This window comes from Acinetobacter sp. OYA S30 (genome assembly GCF_033599315.1).
Lineage (GTDB): Bacteria > Pseudomonadota > Gammaproteobacteria > Pseudomonadales > Moraxellaceae > Acinetobacter > Acinetobacter baumannii.
This window is the reverse complement of record NZ_JAWVAV010000003.1, coordinates 50122-71557: the sequence shown is the minus strand read 5'-3', so window position 1 is coordinate 71557 and position 21436 is coordinate 50122. Positions and strand designations below refer to the sequence as shown.

19 protein-coding genes are annotated in these 21436 nt (G+C 38.0%); 13 read left to right on the top strand and 6 right to left on the bottom strand.

Annotated elements, in window-relative coordinates:
* Positions 1–6: 6 nt before the first annotated feature.
* Positions 7–1557 (bottom strand): circularly permuted type 2 ATP-grasp protein, encoded by a 1551-nt coding sequence (locus R5R67_RS02525; RefSeq protein WP_001295028.1) that lies wholly within the window; start codon positions 1555–1557, stop codon positions 7–9.
* Between the two features lie 225 nt (positions 1558–1782).
* Here R5R67_RS02525 and R5R67_RS02520 point away from each other — a divergent pair, with 225 nt between their 5' ends.
* On the top strand, positions 1783–2790 hold the full coding sequence (locus R5R67_RS02520; RefSeq protein WP_000117148.1) for a helix-turn-helix transcriptional regulator: 1008 nt from the start codon (positions 1783–1785) through the stop codon (positions 2788–2790).
* 386 nt (positions 2791–3176) lie between these two features.
* Here R5R67_RS02520 and mnmG read toward each other — a convergent pair whose 3' ends face one another.
* A complete protein-coding gene (gene mnmG, locus R5R67_RS02515; RefSeq protein WP_000559179.1) occupies positions 3177–5057 on the bottom strand; it encodes a tRNA uridine-5-carboxymethylaminomethyl(34) synthesis enzyme MnmG in 1881 nt (626 codons plus the stop codon).
* 232 nt (positions 5058–5289) lie between these two features.
* Between mnmG and R5R67_RS02510 the strand changes: the two genes are divergently transcribed.
* From R5R67_RS02510 to R5R67_RS02460, 11 genes are all read left to right on the top strand, one after another.
* On the top strand, positions 5290–5520 hold the full coding sequence (locus R5R67_RS02510) for a hypothetical protein (protein WP_000859008.1): 231 nt from the start codon (positions 5290–5292) through the stop codon (positions 5518–5520).
* A 156-nt stretch (positions 5521–5676) separates the two neighbouring features.
* Positions 5677–6582: a 50S ribosomal protein L11 methyltransferase gene (prmA, locus tag R5R67_RS02505; RefSeq protein ID WP_000871703.1), complete on the top strand. Its 906-nt coding sequence runs from the start codon at positions 5677–5679 to the stop codon at positions 6580–6582.
* 13 nt (positions 6583–6595) lie between these two features.
* The gene (locus R5R67_RS02500; protein WP_001003277.1) at positions 6596–7438 is read left to right on the top strand and encodes a zinc-ribbon and DUF3426 domain-containing protein; all 843 of its coding nucleotides are present in this window, start codon (positions 6596–6598) and stop codon (positions 7436–7438) included.
* Positions 7439–7814: 376 nt separating this feature from the next.
* The gene (fis, locus tag R5R67_RS02495; RefSeq protein WP_001086304.1) at positions 7815–8084 is read left to right on the top strand and encodes a DNA-binding transcriptional regulator Fis; all 270 of its coding nucleotides are present in this window, start codon (positions 7815–7817) and stop codon (positions 8082–8084) included.
* A gap of 89 nt (positions 8085–8173) precedes the next feature.
* A complete protein-coding gene (purH, locus tag R5R67_RS02490; RefSeq protein WP_000153210.1) occupies positions 8174–9748 on the top strand; it encodes a bifunctional phosphoribosylaminoimidazolecarboxamide formyltransferase/IMP cyclohydrolase in 1575 nt (524 codons plus the stop codon).
* Positions 9749–9873: 125 nt separating this feature from the next.
* Positions 9874–11160, top strand: coding sequence for a phosphoribosylamine--glycine ligase (gene purD / locus R5R67_RS02485; protein WP_001024112.1), 1287 nt, complete (start codon positions 9874–9876; stop codon positions 11158–11160).
* A gap of 248 nt (positions 11161–11408) precedes the next feature.
* Entirely contained in the window at positions 11409–12275 is an 867-nt protein-coding gene (locus tag R5R67_RS02480) for a MetQ/NlpA family ABC transporter substrate-binding protein (RefSeq protein ID WP_000733782.1), read from the top strand.
* A gap of 75 nt (positions 12276–12350) precedes the next feature.
* The gene (locus tag R5R67_RS02475) at positions 12351–13376 is read left to right on the top strand and encodes a methionine ABC transporter ATP-binding protein (RefSeq protein ID WP_000614025.1); all 1026 of its coding nucleotides are present in this window, start codon (positions 12351–12353) and stop codon (positions 13374–13376) included.
* Positions 13373–14068 carry a methionine ABC transporter permease gene (locus R5R67_RS02470; RefSeq protein ID WP_001205190.1) on the top strand — a complete coding sequence of 232 codons (696 nt, stop codon included), beginning with the start codon at positions 13373–13375 and terminating at the stop codon, positions 14066–14068. Before R5R67_RS02475 ends, R5R67_RS02470 begins: the two co-directional genes overlap by 4 nt.
* Positions 14069–14225: 157 nt before the next feature.
* Positions 14226–14957, top strand: a complete 732-nt coding sequence (gene gloB, locus R5R67_RS02465; RefSeq protein ID WP_001270564.1) for a hydroxyacylglutathione hydrolase — start codon at positions 14226–14228, stop codon at positions 14955–14957.
* Positions 14958–15313: 356 nt separating this feature from the next.
* Positions 15314–15517, top strand: coding sequence for a hypothetical protein (locus tag R5R67_RS02460; protein ID WP_000758190.1), 204 nt, complete (start codon positions 15314–15316; stop codon positions 15515–15517).
* 234 nt (positions 15518–15751) lie between these two features.
* Here the strand turns inward: R5R67_RS02460 and R5R67_RS02455 are convergent, their stop codons facing one another.
* Positions 15752–17050, bottom strand: coding sequence for a dicarboxylate/amino acid:cation symporter (locus R5R67_RS02455; protein WP_000347180.1), 1299 nt, complete (start codon positions 17048–17050; stop codon positions 15752–15754).
* Positions 17051–17477: 427 nt separating this feature from the next.
* The gene (locus tag R5R67_RS02450) at positions 17478–18044 is read right to left on the bottom strand and encodes a TetR/AcrR family transcriptional regulator (protein WP_001151710.1); all 567 of its coding nucleotides are present in this window, start codon (positions 18042–18044) and stop codon (positions 17478–17480) included.
* 139 nt (positions 18045–18183) lie between these two features.
* Here R5R67_RS02450 and R5R67_RS02445 point away from each other — a divergent pair, with 139 nt between their 5' ends.
* Complete coding sequence (locus R5R67_RS02445; protein ID WP_001066089.1) at positions 18184–19386, top strand: MFS transporter; 1203 nt, start codon at positions 18184–18186, stop codon at positions 19384–19386.
* A 57-nt stretch (positions 19387–19443) separates the two neighbouring features.
* Here the strand turns inward: R5R67_RS02445 and R5R67_RS02440 are convergent, their stop codons facing one another.
* Both R5R67_RS02440 and R5R67_RS02435 read right to left on the bottom strand, forming a co-directional pair.
* A complete protein-coding gene (locus R5R67_RS02440; protein ID WP_001166574.1) occupies positions 19444–19896 on the bottom strand; it encodes a GNAT family N-acetyltransferase in 453 nt (150 codons plus the stop codon).
* A 27-nt stretch (positions 19897–19923) separates the two neighbouring features.
* A complete protein-coding gene (locus R5R67_RS02435) occupies positions 19924–21291 on the bottom strand; it encodes a PQQ-dependent sugar dehydrogenase (protein ID WP_000957810.1) in 1368 nt (455 codons plus the stop codon).
* Positions 21292–21436: the final 145 nt, after the last annotated feature.

Sequence of the window (21436 nt, the reverse complement as noted above, 5' to 3'; positions counted from 1 at the left end):
CAACCATTAAGAATGTAGCGTTTCAACGACCCATGTATCTTTAATACCTCCTCCTTGTGAGGAGTTAACGACTAAAGAACCTGCCTGCATGGCTACTCGTGTTAAACCTCCGGGCACAATTTCGGTCCGATAAGGAGAACTGAGTACAAACGGGCGTAGGTCGATGTGGCGCTCAGCCACTCCTGCTGTAGTTAAAGTCGGTGCAACCGATAAAGCCAATGTTGGCTGGGCAATATATTCATGCGGTGTAGCAATCAGTTTTTGTCTGAATTCATCAATTTCACATGAGCTTGCTTTAGGGCCAATTAACATGCCATATCCACCCGATCCTTGAGCTTCTTTAATGACTAATTGATCTAAATGAGCCAGTACATAGTCCAGATGTTCTTTCTCACGGCACTGGTAAGTAGGTACATTCTTCAAAATTGGCGTTTCACCCAAATAATATTGGATCATCTGATCAACATATGGATAAATCGATTTATCGTCAGCTACTCCAGTGCCGGGTGCATTGGCAATCACTACATTTTTCTGTAAATAAGCAGACATTAAACCTGCCACACCTAAAGCACTATCAGGTCTAAATGCAAGTGGATCTAAAAAATCATCATCTAAACGGCGATAAATCACATCAACCTTTTGACGGCCACGAATCGTTTTTACAAATACTTGATCATTTTCTACAAATAAATCTCGATTGGTGACCAGTGGCACATCCATTTCACGTGCTAAAAAAGCGTGTTCATAATAAGCACTGTTAAAACGTCCTGGCGTTAAGACCACAATAAAAGGCTGATCAATCTCAGAGTTTTCTTGAAGTATTTCTTTTAATAAGCTTGGGTAGTGTTCAATACCTTGCAGATTGTTAGCAGCACAGAGCTCAGGCATGAGTTGTTGACTAATATTCCTGCATTCAATCATATAAGATACGCCAGATGGTGTTCTTAAATTATCTTCAAGTACAAAAAACTCGCCTTCACTGTCACGAATAATATCTATTCCGCTAATTTGAGAATAAATTTTGCCTTTGAGCGTGTGTTTAAGCATATGGGGCTGAAAAGCCTCATGACAAATAATCTGACTTTCCGGAATTAATTGCTCTTTTAAAATATGTTGACCATGATAGATGTCATCTAAAAAATAATTAAGCGCTTTAACTCGCTGTGAGCAGCCAGCTGCGATTTTTTCCCACTGTTTTTTTTCAATAACCCTTGGAATGAGATCAAAAGGTATCGTTCTCTCCACTCCTTCCTTATCACCGTATACGTTAAATGTAATGCCGTGATAGAGAAAATGTTGCTTAGCCTCCGCATTTAATTGTTTCAACTCATCCAAAGTACGAATGCTCAGCCATTGTTCAATTTTTTTAGAGGCCACACTATTAGACGTCGCATCATCCAACATCTCATTAAAAAACTGCGATTTTAGTTGTTCAAATAGGTTCGACTGTACGGAAAGATTTTCTATAAACGAAGTTTGGTTAAGTAATGCGTTGGTCGCCTGTTCCTGTAAAAAATAATCAATATCGGCTTGTAGGTCTTTCTCTTGTTCTGACATAGCAACCTCGTCTTATCATTTATCTATATTTCATTTTTAAATAAGCAATTTCAGTGCCACTTATATATCTATAATGCTTATTGAATATCATTGTTATAACTTTCTTCTAAATTTTAACATTGATTGTAAAAGCTGCTATAAACCGAATCTGACAAACTTGCTAAATCTGTAAAGTTTTTTTATTGTGTTGACACCAAAGCAATTGGATATAGATGTATTACGCTTATGTCTGTAACAGAAAAAGAAACTTCAAATAGTTTATATCGCCAATGGCAGATTCTATCTCGCCTTCCTACCGGTAAATGGATCGGAACTCGAGAATTGCAAGAAATGCTTGAGCGTGAAGGTATTGAAATCAGTTTAAGGACAATTCAGCGTGATTTAAACCAAATTGCTCAGCGTTTTCCAATTGAAAGTAATAAAGCTGTACCTCAAGGCTGGCGTTGGCAATCAGATGCACCAATTCAAAGCTTACCGCATATGACAAGCTCTCAAGCTGTAACCTTTATGATGGTTGAGGAACATCTCAAACATTTACTTCCACCCAGTCTCCTTGACGAGATGGGGCCTTGGTTCGATTTGGCAAAACGTAGTCTGTCTACACAAAATAATGTGAGACAGTGGATTAATCGTGTCCGTATTGTGCCAGCAAGCCAACCTCTTATTCCACCTGTAGTGGACCGTGCTGCTCAGCAGGCAATTTATGAGGGTCTACTACAAGACAAACAGATTGAGTGTGTCTATCGGGCCCGTGTAAATCAAGGCGAAGATAAAACTTATATTTTAAATCCTCTTGCTTTGGTCCAAAAAGGTGCTGTGATTTACTTAATTTGTACTCGCCATGATAAAACTGAAGTACAAACATTTGCCTTGCACCGATTCAAATCTGCTAAAGTTTTAGAAAGTCGGGCTTTACACCCTGTTAATTTCGATATTGACCATTATATTGACTCAGGAGCTTTAGGTTTCAGAGTAGATTACAACCAACCCACTGAATCTATTCAGCTTACTTTAACCATGACCGAGCAAACTGCTAAAACTTTTTATGAAAGTCAGTTAAGTAAAGATCAGACCATTACCCCAATTGAAGAAAATATTGTCGAAGTTACGGCGACCGTTCCATTTACATCCCAACTCGTATGGTGGTTACGGAGTTTTGGTAAAAAACTGCTTCATATTGAGCCAGTTCAAGTGCACAATGCTGTGCGAGAAATTGAGCCTGATAGCAAATAATCAGTAGATATAAAAAAGAGAACCATATGGTTCTCTTTAGATTTTGAATTGTAATTTTCTTAATTTTATATTGGCATTTATACTTTTATTTATTTTCAGATCAATGTGTTTTCCCCCACCAAAACTGATCTGCTTCTTCTTTTGCGCTATGTTGAACATGAGCATTGGCATGCCATTTCATATCCATTGTAGCGAATTGATTTCATTGTCATGTTTAAAGCCCTCTTGTTTGAACGTGAATTTAATATAACTTTCGCTTTAAAACTTGTGAAATAAGAAAAAAAGGATGCAAAATCTCTTTTGATGCTTAGGAAAATTCCATATATTTTTTGATCAGAAAATAAAAAAGCCCAGTCTTAACCGGGCTTTTTTACACGCTTAAATAATTAAGCCGTTTTTTTTGTCATATTATTTTTACGAATCGTGATCATTACAAGCTGAACAGCGGCTGGGGTAACACCAGGAATACGGCTCGCTTGAGCTAATGTTTCCGGACGAACTGTTTTCAACTTCTGAGTAATTTCGCGAGATAAACCTGAAACGACGTCATAATCAAAATCAGCAGGAATTTTAGTTTCTTCAAGACGTTTTAATTGAGCCACATCTTCATGCTGACGGTTGATATAACCTTCGTATTTAACAGCAATTTCAATTTGCTCGCCGACCTGTTGTGAAACTTCAGAACCTGTAAGTTCCGCAATTTGAGCAAAATTAATATTAGGACGTTTAAGCAAATCAATCGCACTACATTCTTTACTTAAGTCAGCACCTGTCATTTCAACAAACTTTTTACCCATTGGGTTGTTAGGTGCCGCCCATAAATGTTGTAAACGAGATGTTTCGCGCTCAACTGCTTCCATTTTTTCGCAATAAGCCGCCCAACGAACATCATCAACCAAACCAAGCTCACGACCAATAGTTGTTAAACGTTGATCGGCATTATCTTCACGTAACATCAAACGATATTCCGCACGTGAAGTGAACATACGGTATGGCTCTTTCGTACCTAGGGTAATCAAGTCGTCAACCAATACACCCATATAAGCTTGGTCACGTTTAGGTGTCCATTCTTCTTGTTCCCATGCACGGCGTGCAGCATTCAAGCCTGCAAGTAAACCTTGGGCACCCGCTTCTTCATAACCGGTAGTACCATTAATTTGCCCTGCAAAATACAAGCCGTTAATTGCTTTGGTTTCTAGGGTAAATTTCAAAGCTTGCGGGTTGAAATAGTCATATTCGATTGCATAACCCGGACGTAAGATATGGGCATTTTCCATACCGCGAATCGAGCGCACAAGTTCAAACTGAACATCAAATGGTAATGAAGTCGAAATACCATTTGGATAAAGCTCATGTGTATCAAGGCCTTCTGGCTCTAAGAATACCTGATGCGAGTCTTTATCAGAGAAACGATGAATCTTGTCTTCAATTGAAGGACAGTAACGTGGGCCTACCCCTTCAATGACACCGGTATACATTGGTGAACGGTCTAAGCCACCACGAATAATGTCATGAGTTTTTTCGTTAGTATGCGTGATATAGCAGTTCACTTGTTCTGGGTGCATAGACACATCACCCATGAACGACATTACCGGAGACGGGAAGTCGCCTGGTTGTGGTGTCATAACTGAAAAATCAACTGAACGTGCATCAATACGTGGAGGTGTACCTGTTTTTAAACGGCCTACCGGTAATTTCAATTCACGAAGACGCTGAGCAAGAGCAATAGAAGGAGGATCACCAGCACGACCGCCGCTTGATTTCTCTAAACCAACGTGAATAACACCGCCCAAGAATGTACCAGTAGTTAACACAACAGTTTTTGCATCAAAGCGGATACCCATTTGGGTCACAACACCCTTAACTGTATCGCCTTCAACAATCAGGTCATCAGCCGCTTGTTGGAAAATATCAAGATTTGCTTGATTTTCTAAGGTCTCACGAATCGCAGCTTTATAGCGAACACGGTCAGCCTGAGCACGCGTTGCACGTACTGCTGCACCTTTACGCGAGTTTAAAATACGGAATTGAATACCGCCTTTATCGGCAGCTAAAGCCATTGCACCGCCAAGCGCATCAATTTCACGAACTAAGTGCGACTTACCAATGCCACCAATCGCTGGGTTACAGCTCATCTGACCCAAAGTCTCAATGTTATGGGTCAAAAGCAAAGTCTGTCGTCCCATACGCGCAGCAGCAAGCGCCGCTTCCGTACCTGCGTGACCGCCACCGATAACGATAACATCATAAACTTTAGGATAGTGCATGAGTACAAAAACACCAGAAAAAAAAGACGGAACATTATAGCAAAATTATCTGCTTATAGATGTACATAATTACAAAATTGTCGTGACATGATTTACGGTAAGCCACATGTTTTGACATTTTGTTTCATGAATTCAATACAAAGTGAATGTTTTTAAAACTTTTTCATTTTAGAATAAAAAACGTACAGCACTTCTATGACTTTAAAATTAACGCAACTAGAAGGAACACAAAATGAAAACGACCATGTTGAAAATCTTAACAGCATCTCTAATTTGTTTTTCAGGCGTCACTTTTACACACGCTGCTGACACGAGCAAAGCCGAAACTCAAAAACAAATTCGAGTGTGTGCAAAAAAACAGCAAGGTGAATGGGTTTCTTACAATCACAACGGTGTAACCTTTAATGGTACTTGCCAGCCGAACGAAAATGGCAAATTACAATTCAAGGCCCCTGCTCCTTAATATAGTTTTGACTTAAGATATAGAGAAATCGTTTTATATTCTTCTATATCACATCATCATTTTCAAAAAGCGGTCCATTAAAGATGGGCCGTTTTCTTTTTTAAACTACTCTAGTCGGCTACAATATGCCTTTAAATAAAATTTTAGGTCCTTTTCGTGAAGTGGTTACAAATACACATTACCGTTGATCAAGAACAAGTTGAATTCACAGAAACACTTTTAATGTCTCTAGGTGCGGTAAGCGTAACTTTGGATGATGCCGAAGATCAGGCTTTACTGGAACCATTACCAGGTGAAACACCACTCTGGAACAAAGTCATTGTTACTGGTATTTACCAACAAGACGAACAAGACCCAATTGATGTTGATACTTTAGAAGCTTTCTTAAAAGCACAACTTCCAGATGTGCCAATGCGTCATGAAGAACTTGAAGATCAAGTTTGGGAACGCGCATGGATGGATTATTATGAACCAATTCAGATTGGGGAAAAATTCTGGATTGTTCCTGAATGGTTAGAGCCACCAGAAGCAGATGCTACAAATATTAAGCTTGACCCGGGCCTTGCTTTTGGTACAGGTAATCATGCAAGTACTTTCTTATGCTTACAATGGTTAGGTAAAACTGATGTTAAAGATAAGATCGTGATTGATTATGGTTGTGGCTCAGGCATTTTAGGTGTTGCAGCTTTATTATTAGGCGCTAAGAAAGTCTATGCGACAGACATCGACCCACAAGCAGTTTTAGCAACTAAACAAAATGCAGAACTCAATGGTGTATTAGACCGTTTATATGTAGGTCTTCCTGAAGAGTTTGATCAAGAATTCAAACCTCAACAAGCAGATGTTTTAGTCGCAAATATTTTAGCGGGTCCTTTAATGGCACTTGCGCCAGAGTTTGCAAAATTACTTAAATCTGATGGTGATTTCGCACTTGCTGGTGTAATCGAAGAGCAAGTTGCTGATGTTTCAGGTGTTTATTCTGAATTTTTTGATATATTAGATGTCGAAAAGCGCGAAGAAAACTGGTGCCGCATTTCAGGAAAACGTAAAACAACAAATTGAGATGTTTTAACTCATGAATGAAAAACAAACCCGCTGCCCTAAGTGTCTAACAGTTTATAAAGTTTCTCTTACTCAGTTAACTGTTGCTCAGGGTATGGTTTGTTGCCCTAAATGTAATTTAAATTTTAATGCTCTGACTAATTTAGTAAATGTTGAGCAGCCGGAAACGGTAAATTCATCTGCTTTAGCTCATGGCTCTATGCAAACACGATATATGACCCATTCTCATGTGTTAGATATCTTTGATCAAAAAGTTGAAAACTCTAATATTGATCTTTTGACTTATTTGAATAATTTAAATTACTTCCATAATGAACCTATTAATGCTCTTCCTAACCTTAATTTGGCTGAGCAAGCAACCTCTCCTGAACAAGATAACGGTAAAAAGCATAGCTGGTTGTACTATACGCTTTGGAGTTCTGCAAATCTGATTCTGATTTTGGTTTTTACTTTTCAGATTCTTTGGTTTAACCCTAAACTCATGCAACAAAGCCCTGCGATTAGCCATGCATTTAATTATGTTTGTCAAATATTGCATTGCAACAAGTCAGCTGAACAATATCAACTTCTTTATATAGAAAAGGTAAAGCTACGTAAAATTGGTACAGAGCATACTCAACTTTCAGGTGTTCTCATAAATCAGAATAATAAAAGTATTGAGTTGCCCAACCTAAAACTCAGCTTTGGCAAAGAAACCGATCAAGAAGAAATCATTTTTACCCCTCAACAATACTTGGTCGAAAACTTACGGGGTATTCAACGCATTCCGACCAATACACCTTTTAGATTCCAAGTTGAGCTAAATAAAAGCAAAAAAAGCCTAGTAAATTATCGATTAGAAATTGTCCACCCCTAATTTGTAAAAAAAGTGAAAAAAAATTAAAAAAAAATGCAGTTAATTTGCTCACTTTTTCCTAGACAATGGTATGATACGCGCCACGAAAGCTTTGACTCATATACTCCTCGCTCTCAATTCAAAAAATATACTGTTAAGCATGTGTGCTTTTCTACATTAAGCGCATAGCCTAACTTTTTTTGTTTTTGAGGGGGCTGTAACAAATATTTAATTATTGTTACGCTTATTTTTTACTCAATACGAAGAAATATGGCAAGCTAATTGTTCTTATGTTTTAGAGTCACTGTTTTAGGATCTAAAACAGGACTCCGTATTTTTAGACCACATTTATATACTACTTTACCCAAGCTAGTATTTGATTTTCGGATTAACTCGCATGAATAGCAAATCTCCTATTTTTACTGCACAATCTGATGTTGCTCTTCGCATCCACGTGGATCGCGCAGTTCGCCATTATTTTGCACAATTGCAAGGTGAGCAACCATCTCAGGTATATGACATGGTGCTAGCAGAAATGGAGAAACCTCTTTTATCTGTAGTTCTAGAATATACTCGTGGTAACCAAACACGTGCCGCAGAAATTCTTGGACTCAACCGTGGCACTTTACGTAAAAAGTTAAAAGCTCACGGTTTAATGAGTGAATAAATGATAAAATGCTCACGGCTTCGTGGGCATTTTTTTTGTGCTTCTAATTGGTTTTAATCCGTAGACTTGAAATTGTTGACTTGAACATCATGACTATTAAACGTGCTTTGATTTCTGTATCAGACAAAACAGGAATTGTCGAATTTGCTCAAAACCTTGCAGCTTTAGGGGTAGAATTATTATCTACAGGCGGCACATACAAGTTGCTTAAAGATAATAATATTGCTGTTGTTGAAGTATCTGAACATACCGGTTTCCCGGAAATGATGGATGGCCGTGTTAAAACACTACATCCAAAAATTCATGGCGGTATTTTGGCTCGTCGTGGTCTAGACGAAGCTGTTATGCAAGAACACAACATCGATCCAATCGATTTAGTTGTAGTTAACCTTTACCCATTTGCGGCTACAGTAGCTAAACCTAACTGTTCTCTTGCTGATGCTATCGAAAATATCGACATCGGTGGTCCAACAATGGTACGTGCTGCTGCTAAGAACCATGCATCTGTCGGTATTGTGGTAAATGCTTCAGATTACGATACAGTTATTAGCGAATTAAAAGCTTCTGGTTCACTTTCTTATGAAACACGCTTCGATTTAGCGGTTAAAGCATTTGAACATACAGCTCAATATGACGGCATGATTGCTTCTTACTTAGGCGCTCGCGTTGGTAAGGCCGAAGGTGAAGCAGATTTATTCCCTCGTACGTTCAATACCCAATTAAACAAAGCACAAGATTTACGTTACGGTGAAAATCCACACCAATCTGCTGCTTTCTATGTTGAAGCAAATGCAAAAGAAGCTTCTGTTTCTACTGCAAAACAATTACAAGGCAAAGAATTGTCTTATAACAATATTGCTGATACTGATGCTGCCCTTGAGTGCGTGAAATCATTTGCAAAACCAGCTTGTGTCATCGTAAAACATGCTAACCCTTGTGGTGTTGCCGTTTCTTTAGACGGTATTAAAGCTGCTTATGATTTAGCTTACGCAACAGATCCAGAATCTGCTTTCGGCGGTATTATTGCATTTAACCGTGAGTTAGACGTTGCTACTGCTCAAGCAATTGTAGATCGCCAATTCGTTGAAGTAATTATTGCTCCAAGTATTGCTGATGGTGTACTTGAAGTTACTGGCGCGAAGAAAAATGTTCGTGTTTTAGTATGTGGTGAATTACCTGCAATTGATGCACGTGCTCCACAACTTGACTATAAACGCGTTAACGGCGGCTTACTTGTTCAAGACCAAGACTTGGGCATGATCACCAAAGATGATCTTAAAGTTGTGACTAAACGTGCACCAACCGAACAAGAAATTGATGACCTTATTTTCGCATGGAAAGTTGCGAAATACGTAAAATCAAACGCTATTGTTTATGCCAAAAACCGTCAAACTATTGGTGTAGGTGCAGGCCAAATGAGCCGTGTTAACTCAGCACGTATCGCAGCAATTAAAGCTGAGCATGCTGGTCTGGTTGTTGAAGGCGCAGTTATGGCATCTGATGCATTCTTCCCGTTCCGTGACGGTATTGATAATGCAGCAAAAGCTGGCATTAAATGCATTATTCAACCGGGTGGTTCTATGCGTGATGAAGAAGTTATTGCAGCTGCTGATGAAGCTGGCATTGCAATGGTCTTCACTGGTATGCGCCATTTCCGCCACTAATTTAAATTTAGTCCTCCCTAACCCTCCTTTTATTCAGGAGGGTTTTCCACAAGAATGGAATTATCTCTCCACCTTGAGAAATAGAGGGGGATGAAAAAGGATTAAAGTTAAGGAACAAATTAAAAATGAATATTTTAGTTTTAGGTAGTGGTGGTCGTGAGCATGCTTTAGCATGGAAAATCGCGCAAGATGCCAAAGTTACTCAAGTTTTCGTTGCGCCTGGTAACGCAGGAACTGCAACAGAACCAAAATGCGTTAACGTTCAGCTCGATATTTTAGACAACCCGGCAATTATTGCTTTTGCTAAAGAAAATAATGTTGAACTGATTGTTGTTGGCCCAGAAGCGCCATTAGTAAATGGTGTTGTTGATGCTGCGCGTGAAGCAGGCGTAAAAATTTGGGGACCTACTCAATATGCAGCACAGCTTGAAGGTTCAAAAGCATTTGCTAAGCACTTTTTAAAACGCCACAACATTCCAACTGCTTTTTATGAAGTATTTACGGAAGTTGATGCAGCAAAAGCTTATGTTGAAAAAAATGGTGCACCAATTGTAATTAAAGCTGACGGTCTTGCGGCTGGTAAAGGTGTTATCGTTGCAATGACCAATGAAGAAGCTTTTGCAGCCATTGATGACATGCTTGCAGGCAACAAATTTGGTGATGCAGGCTCACGTGTTGTAATTGAACAGTTCCTTGCTGGTGAAGAAGCTTCTTTCATTTGTATGATTGACGGTAAAAACATTTTACCAATGGCAACTTCACAAGATCACAAACGTATTTTTGAAGGTGACCAAGGTCCTAACACAGGTGGTATGGGTGCCTACTCTCCTGCTCCAGTTGTGACTCCAGACGTTTTTGAGCGTGTAATGAATGAAATTATGCGCCCAACTGTTGATGGTATGGCTGCTGATGGACATGTTTATACTGGCTTCTTATATGCTGGTTTAATGATTGATGAACAAGGTCAACCACGCGTAATTGAGTTTAACTGCCGTTTCGGTGATCCAGAAACTCAACCTATCATGATGCGTTTGAAGTCATCTCTTGTTGATTTGGTTGAAGCAGGTATCGCAGGTAACTTACCAAGCGAAGCAGAATGGGATGAGCGTAAGTCCATCGGTATTGTACTTGCAGCAGAAGGTTACCCAGACAGCGTGCGTAAAGGTGACGTTATCTCAGGTATCGGTCAATCACCAGAAGATACTAAAATCTTCCATGCAGGCACTGCTACTCGTGAAGATGGCCATATCGTTACTTCTGGCGGACGTGTACTTTGCGTGACTGCTCTAGGTGACAGCGTTCTTGAAGCACAAATCAATGCTTTAGAAGTATGTGGGCAAGTAACCTTCACAGGTATGCAATACCGCAGTGACATTGGTTACCGTGCTATTGCTCGTGAAAAAGCTGAATAAAAATTTAAATAGTAAAAAAGCTCTCTTATGAGGGCTTTTTTATTTTGCTTATTCACTTATCACAAATATTCATATTAATCTTAATTTTTATTCAATTCTGATTAATAAGATCGAAACATGTCCACTATATTGAATATGTTTTTATTGTTATGATTGGTTAAACCGTTGGAACTTTCAACATCACCAATTTTCCCAGCTGAGAGCCAACCCGAATGGTTGAGATCTCTCATAATCAGGACTTTTTTTACATGAAAAAGCTGATCAGTCTTTTTTTAAGCGTGTCTGTAGTATTACTTGCAGCTTGCGGCAAACAGCAAAATGAACCACAAAATGGCAAAGACTCTGCTCAGTTACAAACTGTAGTCATTGCTTCAACTGGTTCTGACGCTGATATTTGGCGCTATATTGCAACTTTACCGGAAACTAAAGCTGCCGGTCTTAAACTTGAGGTGAAAAACTTCACTGATTATGTTGCAATGAATACAGCTACTGCAAACAAAGAAGTTGACCTAAATGCATTCCAATCTTATGCCTATCTTGTTGCATTTAATGCTTCAAACAAAGATAAGATTACTCCTGTTGCTACAACTTATCTTGAACCAATGGGTATTTACTCAAGTAAATACAAAAAAGTTGATGAGTTCCCTCAAGGTGCAAGCATTGCTATTCCTAATGATGCAGCGAACGAAGCTCGTGCATTGTTATTGTTACAAAGCGCAGGTCTAATCAAGCTTAAAGCTGACTTTGATCCAGCGAAAGGCACTCCAAGCGATATTACTGACAACAGCAAAAAAATTGACATTAAACCAATTCAAATGGCAACTGCTGTTCGTGTAAAAGACGAAGTTGATGCAATTGTTTTAGGTAATACTTTAGCAATGGAAGGCGGTTTAAATGTGCTTAAAGATTCTATCTATTATGAGCCAGTTGACCAAAGTACAAAGCTGAATGTAAATATTCTTGCAACTGCTGAATCACGTAAAGATGACCCTGTTCTTCAGAAAGTTGGTCAGCTTTACCACACTGAAGCTGTTAAAAAATACGTTGAACAGCACTTTGGTGGTACAAAAGTTGACGTGAATCAGCCAATCAGCTACCTCACGCAAGCTAAATAGTAATATAATAGCTGCAACGCGAAACAGGCAAAGACTCTTTGCCTGTTTTTTCTTTTTAGCATAGTTTTTGACGACATGATTCAATTTAAAAACATTTCAAAGCACTATCAGCTTAAAGGCCAAACTATACGTGCACTGGACCAAATTAATTTGGAAATTCCTGAAGGCAGTATTTTCGGCATTATTGGCTATAGTGGTGCAGGTAAAAGTACTTTAATCCGCCTGATTAACTTACTTGAACGACCAAATGAAGGTCAGGTTATCATTAATCAAAAGGACTTCACTGCTTTGGATGCGCGTTCATTACGTCAGGAACGTGCAAATATTGGTATGATTTTCCAGCACTTCAATTTGCTTCAAACCAAAACAGTTGCTGAAAATATTGAAATGCCAATGCGTCTGCTAAATTACAGCAAAGCAGAACGTGAAAAGCGTTTAAATGAGTTACTTGAATTCATTGATCTTAAGCATAAAAAAGATGCTTATCCGGATGAATTATCTGGCGGTCAGAAACAACGTGTTGGTATCGCTCGTGCTTTAGCCAACCACCCTAAAATTCTTTTGTGTGATGAGGCCACCTCTGCCCTCGACCCACAAACGACAAAGTCGGTTTTAGAATTATTAAAGAAAATTAACCAAGAGCAAAAAATCACAATCGTCATGGTAACTCATGAAATGGATGTGATTGAGACTGTATGTGACCATGTTGCTGTCATGGAAGCTGGTAAAGTGATTGAGCAAGGCTCAACCATTGATATCTTTAGTAATCCACAACATCCGACAACTAAAAACTTTATACAAACTGTTTTACATCAGCAGTTGCCTGTAAATATTTTAAATCAACTTGAAAACCAGCATCATCACAGCATTTATTGCTTACAGTTCTTAGGGCGTTCAGCACAAGAGCCTGTGATTCAGTCGCTTATTAAACAATTTGATATTAGTTTAAATATCTTATTTGCTAATATGACTGAAATTAACGGCACCGTCATTGGTCAGATGTTTGTACAGCTTTTAGGTGATCCACAGTTGATTCGTCAGGCGATTGAGTTTTTAGAGAAAAATGAAGTGAGTGTAGTTCAATCAGGAGATCAAGTATGAGAGATTTAATCGTACAATGGTTAACTGAACTTACTCAACCTTTCTGGCACAGTTCACTTTCAATTGACCAGTTTGTAACTGCGTTACAAGAAACCTTCCATATGGTGTTCTTTGCGCTTTTATTTGGTGGTATTTGGGGCTTTATCCAAGGGATTATTCTACTTGTAACCCGCCCAGAAGGCATTTTGCCAAATAAATTCATTTATCATTTACTCAACCCAATTGTAAATGCTTTACGTTCTCTGCCATTTATTATTTTACTTATTGCAGTTATTCCACTGACCAAATTATTGGTAGGAACTTCAATTGGTACATGGGCAGCGATCGTTCCTTTAACAATTTACGTTGGACCATATATGGGACGTCTTATTGAGACTTCCCTGCTTGAAGTAAATGAAGGAATTATCGAATCTGCTCAAGCTATGGGTGCAACACCTTGGCAGATTATTTCGCGCTTTATCTTACCTGAAGCTCGTAGTTCGCTTATTTTGAACTTAACGACTGCTACGATTAGTCTTATTGGTGCAACCGCTATGGCTGGTGCAGTTGGTGCTGGTGGTATTGGTGACTTGGCAATTTCTTATGGCTATCAACGTTTTGATACAAGCGTCGTTATTTTAACGGTTATTGTATTATTACTTTTGGTACAAATCGTTCAAATGCTAGGAAATTGGCTCGCAAAAATGCGCTAATTGAACTCCTACAAAAGCCCTCTTCCATGAGGGCTTTTTTATTTTAGAGAGTCTAATTTATAGAGCATTTTATTAGACAGGTTACTCAAGGTAATTTCTGTTATTATCAAAATTAGCCCGTAGATACTGCTTTTGGATTTAGTTTCAGGATAAAAAAATGCGTTATAGAATTCATTATATTGATGTGCAAAATGCCCTACAAAACTATATCTGGATTTTAGAAGATACTGAGACTCATGAAGCTGTTGCAGTTGATCCAACAGAGGCTGAGTTAGTCACACACTTTTGCCAAGAACATCAATTAACTCTAAAACAGATTTGGCTTACCCATTGGCATAAAGACCATATCGGCGGTGTTGCTGATTTAACGGCTAACACGCCTATGGCGGTATATGGCCCAAGAGATGAACTAAGTAAAATCCCTGGCATTACTCATCCCTTACAACACGATGATCATCTAAAATTTAATGATTTAAAAGTAGAGATTATTGCAACACCAGGCCATACCTTAGGTCATATTGTATATTTTATTGAAGAGCTTAATGCCCTCTTTTGTGGAGATACCTTATTTGCAATGGGATGCGGGCGACTATTTGAAGGTACAGCAGAACAGATGTACCACTCACTAAATCGTCTTGCTGCACTACCCACTGCAACAAAAGTGTATTGCACACATGAATATACACTTTCTAATGCGGAATTTGCCTTAAGTGTAGAACCTGAAAACCACGCACTGCAAGAACGTGCTGAACAAGTCCGCATGCTTCGTCAAGAAGGTAAAATTACCTTGCCAAGTAGTATTGAACTTGAACTAGCAACAAATCCCTTTTTACGTGCTGAAAGTGTAGATGAGTTCGCTCACTTACGTAGCTTAAAAGACAATTTTTAAAATTATAAGCTTTCAACCAAGATACAGTTTAATTTTATGAACTGTATCTTTTTGAATAAAGCATGTTGCATGAAATTATTTTTTACATTTATTGATTTTAGATTAATTTAAATTGATTAAATTTTAACCCAATATCATTATTTTAAAATCTATATAAAAAACAAAAACTTAAAATTTATAAATATCCAGATTAATTACATAAAAACTTAATAAATTTATAAAATGAAGGATATTGCTTTATCTATTTTACTTTTTTTACAAGATGCAAAATAAAACAAAGTTTTCCCCCTTTAAAAAATTCGAGTAAATCCCTATTAATAAATAAGGTGTAAGACACGGATAGAAGGAGTTCTCACGTGAAAAAGGTTGTTAAAGCGAAAAATTTAATTGCGTTCCGTATTTGGTTAGAAAAATTAGGGTATTCGGTTAAAAACCTTGCTGATGGAAAAGGTTTTACTTTCAGTTTTAAAAAAGAATATGGCTTAGTGACCTGTGATTTGGCAGGTAATGCTTTAGCAATGCAATTAGGTGAAGAGTTTGAGGATCACTTAAAAGCATAAACCCAGGCGAGTTTGTATACTATTTTTATAGTGTAGATAACTCAAAAGTTCTGCTTTTTAAAAAGTAGTTCTATACGAGAATTTGCGAAATTTTTATAGTGGCTTTCCTTAATAACTATTAATGAGTAGATAGTTTTTAAATTATATTTTTTGATCATTAAATAATAAAACCTGTAGCACAGCACCTCTCCCGATTTGCCAGTTGCTACAGGTTTTTTATTTCGAATTAAAAAATTAATTCGTTTTCGATTTGCGTAAAGCTTTATCTAGAACGTCCTTGTCCAGAGCTTTGTCCCAACGGGCAACCACAATGGTTGCACATGCATTACCAATTAAATTGGTTAATGCACGACACTCAGACATAAAACGGTCAATACCTAAAATAAGCGCCATACCTGCCACTGGTACAGCAGGTACTACCGATAAAGTAGCTGCGAGTGTAATAAAGCCTGCGCCCGTTACCCCTGCCGCACCTTTAGAACTCACCATTGCCACTAAAAGCAATGCAACCTGCTCACCAATTGATAAATCAACATTACATGCTTGTGCAATAAATAAAGCCGCCATAGTCATATAGATGTTAGTTCCATCAAGGTTAAATGAGTAACCTGTCGGAATGACAAGACCTACTACAGATTTTTCACAACCTGCTTTTTGCATTTTATCCATTAAAGATGGTAAAGCAGCTTCAGAAGAGCTTGTACCTAAAACTAACCAGAGTTCGTCTTTGATGTAACGAATTAAATCGATAATTGAAAAGCCATTGTAGCGTGCTACAGCCCCTAAAATGATTAATACGAACAGCACTGCCGTGATATAGAAGGTCATAATCAATAGTAATAAATTACCGATTGATTCGATTCCATACGCACCGATAGTAAATGCCATAGCACCAAAAGCTCCAATTGGTGCAAGTTTCATTAACATGCCCACCAAATAGAAAACCGGAGCCGTGAGGTTATTTAAAAAATCAGTAATTGGACGTGCACGGTCACCCAAGGCAGCTAAAGAAATACCAAATAGGACTGCCACAAATAGAACCTGCAAAATTTCACCACCAGCAAGCGGACTCACTAATGTTTGCGGGATAATATTCATGAAAAAGTCAGTGATATTTGTAGCATGAGCTTTTTCAACGTAACTATTTACTTTATCGTTGACTAAGGTTGCCGGGTCAATATTTAAGCCTTTACCAGGTTGAATGATATTAGCCACAATCATACCAACCACAAGCGCAAGGCTAGAAAAAGTAAGGAAGTATAGCATTGCCTTACCTGTCACTCGCCCAACTCGACTCATGTTCGTCATGCTGGCAATACCGGTAACCACTGTCAAAAAGATTACGGGAGCAATAATCATTTTGACGATTTTGATGAATGCATCACCAAGCGGTTTTAAGCTCTCGCCAAGTTCTGGGTAAAAATGACCAATTAAAATGCCCAAAATAATTGCAAAGATGACCTGTACATACAAAATTTGATGAAACTTTTGTTTTTTCTGTACCGTTTCTTGGTCAAGGGTATTGAAATCCATTATCTAAATACCTTTTCGATGGTGATAAAAAAATAAAATATAAAGCGTGCACCACAAGCTGCTTTAAATGAAGTGGAGCCATTGTAAAGAATAAAAAACACCCTGTGTCATAAATTTAAAAAATGTAAAATTTAAAAACCATGCATATTTTTGTATAGAAAATATTTATCTTAATAAGTTTCATAAAACTCAAAGTCTTTAAAAATTTACATAAATGCATGTTTATAAAATAATTTAATTAATTACATCATGCATTATCTATGTTTATTTTTGATTTTTAAATGAGCAGAACAAGTATTTCAAAAATAAATGATTAACTCATTCTCATACCAATCTCAAATTATGAGAATTTATTTTTTAAATAATAAAAAATATTGATATATGTTTATTTAATAAAAACAAGGGACTAGTTCTTTTATAGATCTATCTACTTATTTTTTATAAAAAGACGGTTTAAAAGGTCATATACATACTCAAGACTAAGTTCATGATTGGTGAATAAAATTCGAAATAACATAGGTGCAATCACTGCCTCGATGATTACCTGATTAGGTATAGTAAGCTCATTACGTAATTTTGCCCTGTTTTGAATAATATCGAGTTGCTGGATAATTAAAGTCTCACATTTACGGGCATTAGAATCCGAGTTTGATGTATAGAGTACATCTCGCAATAAGTCTTGCCCAACCTCTGAAGCATATTCTTCAAAATATTGCTCAACCCATGCTGTAATATCTTGTTGGAACGAACCTAAATCTTTGGGTTCCATATCAGGTTTGAGTTCATTTAAAGCTACATCTGAAAATAATTGATTGATGTCACCCCATCGACGGTAAATGGTTGAAGGCGTAACCCCTGCCTGCGCTGCAATCATAGGAATAGTAATTTGGCTTTGCTCAAAATGTTTTTGTAGTTCTTTTACAGCTTGATGTACCGCAGTTTGTATTCTTTCGCTGCGTCCACCAGGGCGTAATCCAGTAACAACTTTTGCCATTTATAAACTCTGTAAAGGGATAAAAAAAAATTTATAAATATTTATAACTATATACAAAATACACTAAAGCTAAGGATTTGCTTTAGTGGAAAAATAATGTATAAAAGCTAAATATTTGCTTTTATGTTATTCATCTTATATGAACAATTCAAGTTCAAAACAGTCAAGAGCTGTTTTTCAATTAGATGCGGCAAGTGCTTTGACACTTAATACCATCACGCTCATGACATTCATGGCTGCATCTAGTGCGCCGACACCACTCTACCGCCTATACCAACAGCTTTGGCAATTTTCACCAGTTACATTGACTTTGATTTTCGCCACCTATGCTTTTACGCTGCTTGGCTCATTACTCATTATTGGTTCTTTGTCTGACTATATTGGACGCCGCCCAGTCATTATTGCAGCTATTTCTCTACAAATTATTTCAATGAGCTTTTTCTTATTTGCTTCAGATGTTTCGATGTTATTCATTGCACGAGGCTTACAAGGAATCGCAACAGGGCTTGCTGTTTCAGCTATAGGCGCAGCAATTTTAGATTTTAGTAAGCTTCATGGCTCACTGATTAATAGTATTGCACCAATGATAGGTATGGCTGTTGGGATTTTTCTGACTTGTTCTATTTTGCAATTCTCTGCCCACCCCTTACAGCTTGTTTTTGAGTTCTTATGTTTTCTTCTTATTTGTGAACTCATTTTAAGTTTTCTTACTCCAGAAACCGCACAAAGAAGATCCGGTGCACTTGCTTCATTAAAACCCAATATGGCTATTCCCCCACAGACAAAAAGCGCTTTATTGAGTATTAGCCCGATTAACATTGCACTTTGGATGGTCAGTGGTTTCTTCCTATCGCTTATGCCATCTTTACTGGCAAAAATTTTCCACACGTCATCGGCATGGCTAAACGGGATTATGTTTATGGCGCTCGCCCTTTCCGGTGCGGTAGGTATATTAACGCTTAGGAAGTCGACAAATTTCCGTATTTTATTAACCGGTACGCTCTCGATTGCTATTGGTGCCATTGTCTTATTCATCGCCATTAACCTAACCAATGCAGTAGTTCTATTTTTAGGTTCTATTATTACTGGAGTTGGTTTTGGTACGGCGTTTATGGGGGCTATTCGTAGTGTAATGCCATTGGCACTTCCCGAAGAACGTGCGGGTCTTATGGCTGCTTTTTTTGTTGAAAGTTATTTGGCTTTTAGTATTCCTGCAATTTTAGCTGGCTATTTTGTAGGAAAAATTGGGCTGATGAGTACGGCAAATAGTTATATTGGTTTTATTATCTTATTGTCACTGGTCGCCCTTCTAATGATTATTAAAAATTTTAAAAATAAATAAGCCATAAAAATAGCCTCACTAGAGGCTATTTTTTTAATAGATGCTCTTTAAGTTCTATTAAAAAGTATCTGCTACATACATACGTACCATCTCGCCTTCCTCATCCTTTACCAACGTTAAAAACCGCCAACCACATTTTTCATAAAACTCGGTATGGTCTGTTATTAAATAAAGTGTTTGGATGCCCTGATTACTCAAGTCTTCACGTACAAAATCTAAAATGTGTTTTGCAATGTTTTGGTTTCGATAGTTCTCTTCTACAAATAAAGCACATAAGTTTGGTGTTAAATCTTTACGCTCATGGAAGTCATTATCAATGACTCCTGCTCCAGCAATTAAATGCTTATTTTCATTTAAAACAATGTACCACTGTGGAATAGCATGCCTTTGATCAATGGAAATCTGAATACTCTCAAGATAGGCTTCCACAGGGATTTGCCATTTTTCAGAAAACCACTGTGCAGCCATTTCTTTGTATTGAGGGTAATCAGATAACCGTAATATTTGCATAAAATAAACCTATTTTGCCCAACCTTTTTAAGGTTGAGTTACTGAACTACGAATGGATTGCTGGGTTGGACTCTCATAAGTTGTTTCAGCAACTGGTGAAACACGCCATATTGTATTACCAACATCATCTGCGACTAATACTGCACCCGAAAAATCAATTGCTACCCCGACAGGACGCCCATACGCTTTGCCTTTTTCACTTAAAAACCCTGTCAAAATATCTTGCGGTGGACCAGAGGGCTGACCACTTCTAAATGGCACAAAAATGACTTTATATCCACTATGTGGTTTACGATTCCAAGAACCATGCTGTCCAATAAATGCTCCGCCTCTAAATTGTGGCATGAGTTCGGCTGTATAAAATGCAAGACCTAACGAAGCAGTGTGGTTACCTAGAGCATAGTCTGGTTTAATTGCTCGAGCCACCATGTCAGGATTTTGTGGTTTGACTCGTACATCTAAGTGTTGACCATAGTAACTATAAGGCCAGCCATAAAAAGCGCCATCTTGTACCGACGTCATATAGTCGGGCACTAAATCACTACCAATTTCATCGCGCTCATTTACAACTGTCCAAAGTTTGCCACTTTGAGGTTGCCAAGCCATACCATTTGGATTACGCAGTCCTGTTGCAAATGGACGTGACTGACCACTTGCAATATCAAACTCCATAATTTGTGCACGGCCTTTTTCTTGATCTAGACCATTTTCGGCCACATTACTATTGGAGCCAACGGTAATGTAGAGCTTTGTCCCTTCACGATTGGCAATAACATTTTTGGTCCAATGGTGGTTTAGAGGCCCACCCGGTAAGTCCAATACTTTAGTACCAGTTGAAGTAATATGGGTTTCACCTTCTTGATAAGGAAAACGCATGAGTGAATCCGTATTGGCAACGTATAAATGATTACCTACCAGTGCCATACCAAACGGTGAGTTTAGGTTTTTAAGGAATACCGTTTTTTGGTCAGCTATACCATCGCCATTCGTATCACGGAGTAAACTAATTCGGTTTGCACTTGGATGAGATGACCCTGCCCGTCTCATTACGAAGGTCATAATATTGCCTTTAATCCCTTTGCTGTCTTCAGGTTTAGGCGGAGCATCCGTTTCAGCCACCAGCACATCACCATTTGGTAACACATAAAGCCAACGTGGGTGCTCAAGTCCTTTAGCAAATGCTTTTACTTTTAAACCTTCTGCCGGAGTCGGCATAACACCACTTGGCCAACCTTGTGCCGGTGCTATATTTACGGTTGGAAATAAGCTTGTTTTCGGTTCAGGCAACTTTGGTTCCGGACCATAACTCTCGTTAATCGGATATTGAGAGGAAGAAGCACAGCCTGTAACTAAAACGGTAGTGCCCAAAATCGGCAGTAAAAAACGTGTAAGCATCTTTTATCTCCATTTATTATTTTTTCGCAATAAACACAGGGTAATGCTTTAGAAGAGAGACTTATAGTTGATTTATTTAACTGTACTGAGCATTACAGTCTATATTTTTAAAATTTTAATACATAACTGGGTGTTTTCTAGAGGT